The sequence below is a fragment of the Psychrobacter sp. genome, assembly GCF_035469765.1.
In the GTDB taxonomy this organism is placed as follows: Bacteria; Pseudomonadota; Gammaproteobacteria; order Pseudomonadales; family Moraxellaceae; genus Psychrobacter.
The window spans coordinates 1-12,527 of record NZ_DATIRM010000302.1 but is presented as its reverse complement, the minus strand read 5'-3'; the positions used below and the strand labels follow the sequence as shown (position 1 = coordinate 12,527).

8 protein-coding genes are annotated in these 12,527 nt (G+C 42.8%); 6 read left to right on the top strand and 2 right to left on the bottom strand.

The window, feature by feature from the left end:
* The 4 genes from VLN09_RS08575 to VLN09_RS12305 all read left to right on the top strand — a co-directional run.
* Nucleotides 1-2,415, top strand: a 2,415-nt coding sequence (locus tag VLN09_RS08575) for an esterase/lipase family protein (RefSeq protein WP_414709113.1), incomplete at its 5' end; no start/stop codon positions are given.
* Nucleotides 2,416-2,889: 474 nt separating this feature from the next.
* Nucleotides 2,890-4,413, top strand: a complete 1,524-nt coding sequence (locus VLN09_RS08570) for a cytochrome ubiquinol oxidase subunit I (protein WP_414709112.1) — start codon at nucleotides 2,890-2,892, stop codon at nucleotides 4,411-4,413.
* Nucleotides 4,413-5,429, top strand: a complete 1,017-nt coding sequence (gene cydB / locus VLN09_RS08565) for a cytochrome d ubiquinol oxidase subunit II (RefSeq protein WP_325245591.1) — start codon at nucleotides 4,413-4,415, stop codon at nucleotides 5,427-5,429. Before VLN09_RS08570 ends, cydB begins: the two co-directional genes overlap by 1 nt.
* Before the next feature lie 36 nt (nucleotides 5,430-5,465).
* Nucleotides 5,466-5,582 carry a hypothetical protein gene (locus tag VLN09_RS12305; protein ID WP_020443792.1) on the top strand — a complete coding sequence of 39 codons (117 nt, stop codon included), beginning with the start codon at nucleotides 5,466-5,468 and terminating at the stop codon, nucleotides 5,580-5,582.
* A 108-nt stretch (nucleotides 5,583-5,690) separates the two neighbouring features.
* Here VLN09_RS12305 and murU read toward each other — a convergent pair whose 3' ends face one another.
* Together murU and VLN09_RS08555 are read right to left on the bottom strand one after the other, a co-directional pair.
* The gene (murU, locus tag VLN09_RS08560; RefSeq protein WP_325245589.1) at nucleotides 5,691-6,419 is read right to left on the bottom strand and encodes an N-acetylmuramate alpha-1-phosphate uridylyltransferase MurU; all 729 of its coding nucleotides are present in this window, start codon (nucleotides 6,417-6,419) and stop codon (nucleotides 5,691-5,693) included.
* Between the two features lie 69 nt (nucleotides 6,420-6,488).
* On the bottom strand, nucleotides 6,489-7,628 hold the full coding sequence (locus VLN09_RS08555) for an aminoglycoside phosphotransferase family protein (protein WP_325245587.1): 1,140 nt from the start codon (nucleotides 7,626-7,628) through the stop codon (nucleotides 6,489-6,491).
* A 348-nt stretch (nucleotides 7,629-7,976) separates the two neighbouring features.
* Between VLN09_RS08555 and VLN09_RS08550 the strand changes: the two genes are divergently transcribed.
* Together VLN09_RS08550 and VLN09_RS08545 are read left to right on the top strand one after the other, a co-directional pair.
* Nucleotides 7,977-10,916, top strand: a complete 2,940-nt coding sequence (locus tag VLN09_RS08550; protein ID WP_325245585.1) for an LPS-assembly protein LptD — start codon at nucleotides 7,977-7,979, stop codon at nucleotides 10,914-10,916.
* Between the two features lie 164 nt (nucleotides 10,917-11,080).
* On the top strand, nucleotides 11,081-12,478 hold the full coding sequence (locus VLN09_RS08545) for a peptidylprolyl isomerase (RefSeq protein ID WP_325245582.1): 1,398 nt from the start codon (nucleotides 11,081-11,083) through the stop codon (nucleotides 12,476-12,478).
* The last annotated feature ends 49 nt before the right edge of the window (nucleotides 12,479-12,527 follow it).

The window sequence follows — 12,527 nt, the reverse complement described above, 5'->3', positions numbered from 1 at the left end:
AAGCTAAGTACTGATACCGCATCATTATTATTGTCAGCAGGACTCAATGAGCAAGCCTGTATGCAGCAGTTTGAGCTGTGCTTAACGCAGCTTGCTGACAGCATGTTCAATAGGCACTACCGCCCAGCACTGGCCGCCTTTTCAGAGTTACACTATGCAAAAGCGCGCCAACTCGCTACCTCAAAAAGCTGTAGCAATGCGCTTACCCGCCCACCACTTGATCCCTATTATGCCAATGCACCTTTAGACGATGCTGAAGCTAAAACGCAGCAGAGCAAAACCGAGATATGTTTAATCGACTATCAAGAACGTCTCTTTGACGCCATCAAATCCAGCTATACCTACTTATTCTATGACAGCCTAGCACATGACTTTGATGGAGCCGATGAAAAAGTAAGCGGCGGGCGGGCAAAAAACCGTATTCCAAGCGATATCGATATCCAAACTCAAGATATCTATAATGCCGCCAGTAACGAGGTTATTACTCAGCTTTATCAATCAACAGGCGATATGAATCAACTGATGCGCAATGTAAAAGTAGAGCATCTTGCCACGACCGCTAATACCAGCACGCATGATAGTAATGAGCTTGCCGCCATTGCCAATCACTCACCCGTCAAAGGACAGTCGACCGATCAAGTCAAAGTGATGAAAGTACAAGTAGACAATTATCATCTGAACGTCTATTTGCCAAATGAAAATAACTATCTTAAAAATGCCAATGAGAAAAATTCTGCGCTGGCAGACTTAGTGTCTACTTATGAGCTGCGCTTGTCGGGGCTAAACTCCATCAGCAAACGACCGGGTTTAGGTATTAGTTTAGTGGCATCATTGGACGATCGCTATACCACCACTATTCGTCAGTTATTACTCTCTTCGCTTTCAGGTCAAATCGGCCAAGAAGCTGCTAATGGCAGACTTGGCAACAATAGCGCAAGCAACGCTGCAAAAAATGCTCAAGAAGAAGATGCTAGCCTGCGCATTTATCCTACTGGTCATCTACTGATGACGGGGCTGATTAAACCTACTGGCACTAGTGTACTCGACACCCTAAGTAGTGAGCAGCTAGATATCCATTTATATAATCCCTATCTCAGCGAGAGCGCCTCTATCTTAGGCGATGACTATCCACTGGCCGCCAACTTCTCTGCCGGTTATGGCTTGTGGTTGGCAGAAAATCAGCTCGATGGTGTCGGCTATCTAAACCTTATTACCCGCCAAAAAGAAGCCAGTTTACCCAAACTCTTTATGCTTGAGCCTTATGACCCTAACAAACGCGTGATTATCATGCTGCATGGTCTGGCATCAAGTCCGGCAACGTGGGTCAATTTGACCAACGATATTTTTAATGACGAGAAATTGCGTAATAACTATCAAGTATGGCAAATATTTTATCCGACCAATCTGCCTATTTTAGAAAACCGCTATCAAATTCAAAAATTAATCAATGCTACTTATCAGCAAACAGACCCTACAGGGGCAAATCTTGCCAGTAAGAACAGCGTGATTATTAGCCATAGCATGGGCGGCATCATTGCTCGTATGATGTTGTCTGATGACAACTTGGCAGACAATTTGGATGCCTTAGACGACAAAAACCTATTGGCAAATAGTAGCCAACGTCAGGTCGATGCCATGCTTAAGCAAGCCCTGACCAATAAGGAGTTGCGCAACCGATTTGAATTAAATGCACTGCCGCAATTTGATACCGCCGTCTTTTTATCCTCGCCTTTTCAAGGTACTGACTATGCCGATCGTTGGTTTGCCCGTGCCTTACGCCGCATTATTTATCTGCCTGTAGGCTTAGTCAAAACGGTGACTGATAATTTGGCGACCATTGCCATCCAAGGTGACTTGGCGAATAACCCATTAGGGGCGCTGTATCTGCAAAATGGTGCCAGTCAATTGAGTGACAAGTCCTCTTTTATCCGATTAACCAAAGACATCAATATTAATAAACGCATTACTTATCATTCAATAATTGCTAATAACGATGCGGATATCACAAGAGGGCTTGCGGAAATGCAACCGGCAGGAGTCAAGCTTGATTTGTCTCAGGCAGCTCCAGAAGAAGCGGATGATAGTGTGGTGGCGACTATCGATAATAGTATTTTAGAGAATACAGATAATCTAGATAGCACAGATGAAAGAGATGCTGCAGAGGTTGCAACAAACACTGTACCTGCCGAGGCAAATGCTTTACCAACTCAGGCGCTAGTAGCTGCCGTCACTGTCAATGAAGAGATTAGCCAAGCATTAACAGACCGCTTATCAGATGGTATCGTGCCTTATACCAGTGCGCATCTTGAGGGCGCTGCTTCTGAGACAGTTATCAATGGCGGTCATAGCATTCAAGAAAACCCACAAACGATTTTGACCCTGCGACGTATCTTACATCAACAATTACAGCAGTAAGTTAAGGCGTCATATGGTGGGTTTTTTACAGTCTGTAGCGAAAACTTATTATTAATAAGTTTTGTTTTATATTACCGTTATGTATCTATTGACAGCATTAGTTAAACAATGATTATGATATTAAAAATACTCAACTATATTATTAATAATTTATGACTAATAGGTATGTATTAAGAAGCTCTCCTAACTTGCGTGCAGGCATTGTCAGGCGCATAATACTGAAATAGAAAATGTTTTAAGACTGTCATAAGAGACCAAATTTATAGTTTATAAGGATATAAATTATTTACTTTAACTAAATAGTCATGCTCTAATCATTTTAGATCAAGTATCGTCCTACTTGTAATAGTAGACAGATAATAAATGACTATCGGTCATCGTATTCATTGTTCTATTGACGGATGGCTACAACCAATGTCTTCAGCGTATCATGGAAGCAAGCGCTATTCAGCTACAATATAAGGGTAACCGCTTATGTTTGCTACATTTATGATCGACCAGATGGATGCGTTGATGCTCGCGCGTATCCAATTTGCTTTTGTCATCTCCTTTCATATTGTCTTTCCAGCTTTCTCTATTGGTCTTGCTAGCTTCTTAACGGTGCTTGAATTCCGTTGGCTTAGGACGGGTAATCCTGTTTATGCCGAAGTTTATAAACACTGGGTCAAGATATTCGCCGTAGTCTTTGGTCTTGGTGTCGTATCAGGCGTCGTGATGTCCTATCAGTTCGGCACTAACTGGGCGGTATTCTCAGATAAAGCTGGTAACGTCATAGGTCCACTATTAGCTTATGAGGTATTGACAGCCTTTTTCTTAGAGGCCTCTTTCTTAGGTATTATGCTATTCGGTTGGGGTCGTGTTAGCAAACGCATGCATTTTGCCTCAACAGCGATTGTCGCTATTGGTACACTGATATCAGCTACTTGGATTTTGTCGGCTAATAGCTTTATGCAAACGCCACAAGGTTTTATGATAGGCGCTGATGGTTTGCTCTATCCCACCAATTGGCTTGAGATTATATTTAACCCCTCCTTCCCCTACCGTCTCGCACATATGGTGACAGCAGCCTTTTTGACAACCGCTTTTGTTATCGGTGGTGTTGGTGCTTATTATATTCAATCCAAGAAACACACTGAAAATCGCAAGCACGGTCAAGTTATGCTCGGTATGGCGATGATTATGGCTATCTTTGTCGCACCAGCTCAAGTGTTGATCGGTGATGAGCATGGTCTAAACACGTTAGAGCATCAACCGGCTAAAGTTGCCGCGATGGAAGGTATTTGGGAAGATGAGCGCGGTGCAGCTTTACGTTTATTCGCTATCCCAGATCAAGAAAATCAGACCAATAAGTACGAAGTAAGTATTCCCTATGTCTCAGGTTTGATTTTGACTCATTCATTAGATGGTGAGATCAAAGGCCTTAAAAACTGGGCACCAGAAGATCAACCACCTGTCGCCATTGTATTTTGGGCATTCCGGATTATGGTTGCTATTGGTACGTTAATGGTACTTGTCGGCCTATTCAGTATCTATAAATACTTCAAAAAACAACACTATAACCCTGAAAGCAAATGGTTTCACCGGGCATGGATGGTCATGACACCGATGGGTTTTATTGCGATTCTTGCTGGTTGGTTCGTGACTGAAACGGGTCGCCAACCATGGACCGTATATGGTGTCATTCGTACCGCTGAGAGTATGTCACCAGTAGCGGCTCAACAAGTCGCCACTACCTTGATTGGCTTTATCGTGTTATATATCTTTGTTTTTGGCGCGGGCAGTTTTTATATCTTACGCTTGATTGCAAAGGGTCCACAACCGTATGAGAATCCTGCTGATGATAACTTCTATGAGCACTCTATCACTGAAGGTCAAGGTCGTACATTAAGTGGGGATAGTAATGCCAGTGAAAATATGGAATCAAACTCAACTGAAGGCAATTCAGCAAAAGATCTTGATAAGCCTGCCGATGACGTCGAAGATGGAGGGTTACGCTAATGTTTAACTTTGGTGACGTATTAGATTTACCCCTCATTTGGGGCGGCTTAATTGCTCTATCGGTCTTCATTTACGTTTTGTTAGATGGTTTTGATTTAGGCTGTGGGATTCTATTTCCCTTTGCAGGTTCTGATAAAAATCGTAGCCGTATTATGAACTCTATTGCTCCCTTCTGGGATGGTAATGAGACATGGCTCGTACTTGGCGGTGGTGGCTTATTTGCTGCTTTCCCAGTCGCCTATGGCATTATTATGACAGGACTTTATCTGCCTGTCACTGCGATGCTGTTCGGACTTATTATGCGCGGTGTGGCCTTTGAGTTTCGCTTCAAAGCGAATAAACGTCGTCATGTATGGGACAGTTTTTTCTTTGTGGGTTCGGTGTTAGCAACTTTTTGTCAAGGGCTTATGTTGGGCGCTTTAATACAGGGCCTACAGGCTAGCAATCGTTTATATAGTGGTGGCCCATTCGATTGGTTAACACCTTTTTCAATCATCTGCGGTTTTGCAATGATTATCGGCTATGCGTTACTAGGTTCTACTTGGCTGATCATCAAAACTGAACACAACTTACAAGTATGGGCGCGTAAAGTTTCTGAATGGCTGCTTTTTGCTTTGGTCGCGGCGATGATAGTAGTAACGGTATTCATGTATCTTTCAGATATCGTAGCCATTGAAAGCTGGTTCAGCTTACCAGGTATCCTCTATCTAGCTCCGATGCCAATCGTTGTTGTACTGTTATTCTTCTTAATGCGTAAAGACTTGACAGGTGAGCGAGAGTACCGTCCCTTTCTATTAACGGTCGCGTTATTTTTGATGGGCTATATCGGTGTATGTTTTGCTATATTCCCTTACATTGTTCCCTATCAGATGACCATTTATGAAGCGGCGGCGGCAGATACTTCGCTATCCTTTATGCTCGTTGGTGCGGTCATCATGCTGCCGATTATCCTAAGTTATACTGCTTTTGCCTACTATACGTTTAAGGGAAAAACGGATCATGAGCATATGTATTAAGCAGTATTCTAAGACCTAAGTTTTCAGGAGAAAAACATGAAAAATCTTAGTAAAAAACAATCGCAATGGGCATGGTTTATTGGCTTATATATCGCAGGTTTTCTGACGATTTTTACCATTGCGCAGCTGATTAAATTGGCAATGGGTGTGTAAGTATTTATCCCGTTAGCTATTCATAAAAAACCGCAGTCCTAATTACTTAGGGCTGCGGTTTTTATTAGATTACTTTATGTTCTAAATAACGCTATACCCAATCGCAAGTTAAGCACCGCAATGTGCGCTTATACCTTTATTCTCTATAAAGGTATTTACCTGCTCTAGTCGCTCAGGCGTGCCAACGTCTATCCAATTATCGGGCATGATCTCAGCAGTTACTTGGAATTTTATCATCGCTTGTCTAAGTAACGGTCCAAGGGCGGCAGACTGACCTGACACTAAGCCATCCACCAACAGCGGTGACACGACACTGATGCCAGCAAAGGTATATTTATCGACTTCACCAATCGCTTGCTCGCTTGCCAAACCATTATTGACGGCAAAGTCACCACCCTCATTATGCTCAGGATTATCAATCAATAATAAATGGGCGCGCTGGTCTGCGCCTAGCTCATACGTGATTAATTGACTAAAATCAAATGTCGTCCATACGTCAGAGTTGACTAAGATAAATGGTTCATTTTTTAACTTCCCAGTTTGTAGCGCCTTAAAAATACCACCTGCTGTTTCTAATGGCTCATCTGCTTCAAGTGACCAATGCAGCTGCACACCAAACTGCACGCCATCGCCGAGCGTGTCCATCAACTTATCAGCCAGCCAAGAGACATTAATCGTAATGTCAGTAATACCAGCCGCTTTGAGTGCTTTAATATGCCAAATAATAAGTGGCTGACCACCCACTTCCACCAACGGTTTTGGCGTTTCAAGGGTTAATGGACGCAGGCGCGTGCCCTTACCTGCTGCCAAAATCATGGCTTGCGTTATTACCAACATAAATAATCCTTATTTTTGGCGAAATTTATACGAGGCGACTGATAATCAATAGCTTTGAATATATTGGCGTTAAATATATTGCTGCACAAATTTAGTTTGATAAGCAGGCAATACATTCTCTCTTACCCATTCATTAAACGGTAATACAGCTTGTTGTAGGCGCGCATTACCTTGCGTACTTAGCCAATCTAATTCAAACAAAAAGTCACTCATCACTTTAGGAATATCCGCTAAATAACGACTTTTACCATCGCGCTCATAAAGCCTGATAAAAATACCAAGCACTTTTAGATGTCGCTGTACGCCTATGATATTGACCTGACTTTCAAACTGCTCAGCACTGTCTGCAGTTGTCAGTCCTGCATTTTTTTGTAATTGCCAAAAGTCGTGAATCCAATGTGTCACTTGGGTCTCTGACCATTCAACATAGGCATCACGTAACAATGATACCAAATCATAGCTATGCGCACCAATCACCGCATCTTGGAAGTCAATCACCCCTAAACGCGCACTGTTCGCCTGATCTTGCATCAAATTGCGACTGTGATAATCACGATGGACGATGACTTGCGGTTGTAATAAAATCTCTTCTATTAAGGCTGCTTTTAGATTTTCCCACAAGGCTTTATCAAGTGTCACGCCAATATGTGGAATAAACCACTCACTAAATAAGTCCATTTCACGGTTAAGCATTGCGGCATCATAATTAGGTAATTGATGCTGAGTTATTGCTATCTCTACCGGTATCTGTTGCAGTGCAACTAGTGTCTGCATCGCTAATTGATAGTAGTCATTTACTTGCGCAGGCGTTGCACCAACCAAGAGATGGGCAAACTCTACTGCACCAAAATCTTGCAAGACCAGAAAGCCTTTTGTCACATCTTGCGCAATCAGCGTGGGCACATTAATGGCATGCGACATAAGCTTTGCCACATTGATAAACTGCTGCATCGCATCTTGCTCGTCAGCAGAATCCATGACAATATAACGCACTGTTTTTGTCTCATCATTCGTATTGCTAGCTACTAACTGAATACGGTGGTAACGGCGGGTACTGGCATCACCTGGTAAGCTCTCAAGGCTGAACGGCTGGTTTTCGAACACTTGTCGCAACCAATCTTCTAGTTGCTGCTGGCGAGTATGGATAGCAGATACGGTCGGCTCTAACATTCGTTTATCGGTAATCGTTTTATCGGTCATAAAAAGCATCGCAGGTTAAATGTAAGTCGTAAACGACTAAATGAGTGATAAGTAGTACAAATACTTGCTAAAATAGTGAAGGCTTGCCGTACAGTCATTTTTACTTTAAAAAACAAGCTCGCTCAAAAGCAGCTCCTATAAAAACAAATAGCTATCTAATAAACTTTGATAATTTGATAAATAGTGTAGCTGATTTGGTTTTTTTTGACTATGATTAGTCATCATTATATGTAAAACGTCTCAGTTTTTAATATTATATTATTTATTACTCGTGTATAAAGTGCTTTAGCTGGCTAGAATAGGCTTAATAGACGACATATTGCAATTCAACAGGCTCTACAAATCATAGGTGCGCCCTTGTTATATTCTCCGCTTTATCAAAGCATCCGCTTGGTTTTATTTGGCGCTCTTGGCTTATCGAGCCTGACTGTCAGCGCGGCTATCAATCAGATAGATCTGCTGACGCCTGAGCCGTTGATCACTGATAGCTCAAACTATTATGCTGCTGATGCCAACACTGATGTTAATAGTAAAATCAATCCAGATATTAGCTATCAGAGTGATAATCAACAGGTAGCAAACACCAGTTCGAGTAGTGATACTACTTTAGATACTGATGCTTTAAAGAACAGCAATGTTAATATTACTGAGATTAATGAGCGGACAACTACCAGCCAAAATGGCCGTGCTGCTCCAGTGAGTGCAAACAGCATCTCAAAAGCTAATAGTCGCCGAATTGATACCAACGACGAGAGTATCCAAGAAAGCCTCAAACGTTTGGCGGAGTTTTATGAGCTGACGCCAGATACCAATGTTGCAACCGCAAACGACATGCAAAGCACCACTCAAAACAGTCTAAACCCTATAACGACCAATATTCCAACTGTCGGTAGAAATCTGCAACTGCTGCCAAACTCTGTTGATAGCGCTGAGCGCTGCGAAGGTCAATGGATATCTCCTAAGAAAAACCCCAATTATCAACGAGCTGTCGATGAAGCCGGTGCCAGTAATGGTCAACCAGCACCCAACGTAAATAGTCTTCCTAATAATCAGGCGCCACTCTTTGCAGAGTCGGATTATGGCTATTACGATAATGTTGATTATGCCGAGCTATCAGGCAATGTCATTATTAACCAAGGCACTCAGCATATTGAAGCTGAAAAAATCGTCTTGGATTTGAGTAATGGCGTGGCAGCAGCGCAAGGTAAAGTGATGTTTACTGACCATGCCACTGGCAACAATGATGCTGCTCAGAAAAATAGTAAGGCAAGCCTCACTGATAAAGCAGCGCAAGGTGGTCTCATCGGTGTCGCAGACAATTTAAATTATAATACCGAAACGGGTCAATCTACTGCGACCAATGTGGCGTTTGCTAGTGTAGATCTGCAAGCACATGGTTATGCTAAGCGCTTGAACCGACCAAATGAGAGCCAATATGAATTGGACGAGGTCATGTATAGCACTTGTCCGCCGACCAATCGTAAATGGCAGTTTGATGCCAAAAGTATCGACTTAGATACTGATACCGGACGCGGTGAAGCCTACAATACTACCTTCCGTATCGCTGATGTGCCGGTATTTTATTTACCTTACTTTAACTTTCCTATCGATAGTCGACGCAGCAGTGGTTTTTTGTTGCCCAATGCAAGCATTAGCAGCGAAAGCGGGCTTGAAGTTGATATTCCTTACTATTTTAATCTGGCACCCAACTACGACGCCACACTAAGCACTCATATCTATACCACTCGTAACCCCATGCTCTCTGGTGAATTTCGCTACTTGACCGAGAACTATGGCGAAGGTGTTTTTAATGGCTCCTACTTGCCTAACGATAAAGAGTATGGCAATGAAGATCGTAGCAGTCTTTTTTATGACCATACGTGGGAATCCAAGAGCATTCCACGTTTGAGTGGGGATCTCAAATATAGCTACGTATCAGATTCTGATTATTTGTATGACTTTGACACACTTGGTTTGTCTGATAGCACGGTAAATTTACCAAGACGCGCTCAACTTAATTATTATAATGACTATGTCGATGGCGAGCTAAAAGTCGAATCTTTTCAAACACTTGATGCTTTTGACAACGATGGTGATGCGCTCGAAGATAAAGATAAGCCCTACTCACGCCTGCCGCAGCTCAAACTTGATTATCGTCTGCCTTGGGCTAAGAATTTTGATATTACTGGTGTGAGTGACTCCGCTTATTTTAAAAAATCCATCGATGATGGTTCTGAGAATGAAAAAAGTGGCATACGTCTTTATAATAAACTCAGTGCCTCTTACCCTATGGAGAATTCATGGGGTTATATCAAACCAAAGCTTAGCTTGCAGCACCTGTTTACCTCTTATGATGAGGACAGTCTAGCAGATAACACCCTCGATCCAGACGATGGCAATCGATCGGTGTTTGTCCCGCAAGCTAGCATTGATGCAGGTTTACATTTTTATCAAGCAGGTTCGCCGTTTGGTGCATTTGACGATACTTTAGGTGGATATCGTTTGCTTAGCCCACGCTTGAAGTATACCTACTCGCCTTTTAAAGACCAAAACGATATTCCAAACTTTAACACCCGTATTGCTTCTATCAACCACGAACAACTGTTTTCGGACAGTTGGTTCTTGGGGCATGATCGCTTGCAAGATTTGCATGCCTTTACCCCAGGCATTAATTATCGTTACATCGATGCAACGGGCGTGACACGTTTTGATGGTAGCATTGCAGAGCAGTTTTATCTCGATGATGGTCGCGTTACCCTTGATAAAGAAAAACCTATCTTTACCTCATCCTCTTCAGGATTGGTTTGGGATACTAGCACCCAGCCTTATAATAATGTCTGGATTGATATGAGCGGCGCACTGACCAACAGCTACGATTTAAATTATATTACCACTGAGCTACGTTATCAGCCAACTGACAACAGCTTATTTAATGTGGGCTTTATCAAACGTCAGGCTGATGAAAACACCAACCAGCTACCACTGTCGGCATTGACAGCATCAGCAGTTTTCCCTATTAACAATAATTGGCGCGTATTGGCTCAAGGTCAATATGACTATAACCGTAATCAAGTGCTAGATTCGTTGATTGGTGTCGATTACGAAGATTGTTGCTTTGGTTTTGCAGTTTATGGTCGTCGTTACTATAATGACTTGAACACCAACGACAAACCAACACAAGCAATTATGGCAGAAGTGCGACTAAACGGCCTTGGTAGCGGTAGTAGCCGTCTAACACGTCTACTTGCTGATAAAGTTTTAGGTTTTGAGCCTGTCCAAAGTGCTTGGAAAGATTAATAATACAGCAGAGACAAGCTCAATGTATATGGTATAAAAGCGTTTTTGCCTGATTATAAACAACCAAAGCTGCTCCTTGATTATTACTATTATTTAATAGCCAAGGTATAGCAAGTGGATTTAACCGATTACCATCCGATGCAATGACATTGATGAGGAGCATCATGAGATTTTTTTCTTTACGTCAGACGAGCCAAGCAGTATTTCTATCCATGGGACTAACGACCGCGCTTGTATTGAGCGTCAGCGCCCAGGCAGCAACTGTTAAGCCTGCAAAAGTGCAAGCAACGACCACCCAGCAAAACAGCGTGGCTCGTTTAACGCCTGCCAATAGTACAGATGGCATCATTGCATTGGTCAATGACAATGCGATTTTAAAAAGTGATCTCGTTGCTGCCATTGCTCAGACTCAGGCACGTGCCAAAGCGGCAGGTGAACCTATTGCCAACTCGGCACAGTTGCAGTCAGAAGTATTAAACTCGCTTATCTTGCGTGAATTACAGCTGTCTTTGATTAAACGTGTGGGATTAAATCCTGATGAAGCGGCTATTAATAAGCGCTTAGAGCAAATAGCAAAAGCGGAAGGTCTCAATAGCATTGCCGCTTTACAACAGCGTTTAGATTCAGCACAAGCAGGCAGCTACGCGACTTTACGAGCACAGCTGATTGAAGATGCAGCGATTCAAGCCTTACAACAGCGCCAAATCACCAATCGCGTGCGCATTAGTGAGCAAGATATTGATGCATTTTTAGCATCACCTGAAGCCAAGCGCCTCAATCAAAGTGAGTATCAGACCGTCCATGTCCGCGTCCCCTATATAGATGACTATAGCCGCCTATCAGAAGCACAGCGTAATGACGCATTAAAAGTAGCGCAAAAGCTGCGTACACGCCTTCTTGTGCCCAATGTCGATGTAGCTGAAGCCATTGCCGCAAGTCAAGGCAGTTATCCTATCCCACTACAAGGTGGCGATATGGGTTTTCATAAAGCTGCCACTCTACCTACCGAGCTATCTAGTGAGATTACCAAGCTTGAAGTAGGTGCTGTGAGTGCACCTTTAATCACGCCTGAAGGCATTGATATCATCAAGCTTGCTGATAAAAAATCTAGTGATACCATGCTTGTTCCTCAGTGGGATACCAGCCATATCTTAGTCAAGGTTGATGAGCTACAAACTGACGCTCTTGCTGAACAAAAAATCAATGATCTTTATAGCCAGCTACGTAATGGCGCAAATTTTGCCAGTCTAGCGTCAACGTACTCAGATGATTCTGGTTCAGCAGGACGTGGCGGTGATCTAGATTGGGTCGGTGAAGATCAAATGATTGCTCCATTTGAAGCGATGATGAAGAACACTGCTGTTGGTGATTACTCTGCACCATTTAAAACGCAATTTGGTTGGCACATACTCAAAGTTGAAGGTAAACGTCAGCAAGATGTCAGCAATGAGTATCGTCGTACTATGGCACGTCAAGCACTATACCAACGTCTAGCCCCGCAAGCGAAAGAAGATTGGCTACAAGAGCTACGTGCTGGCGCTTATATTCAAGTACTCGGTTAAGCTATAATTAGCTAGTACATACTAAAACGTTTTTTGACTTCCTCCCCTC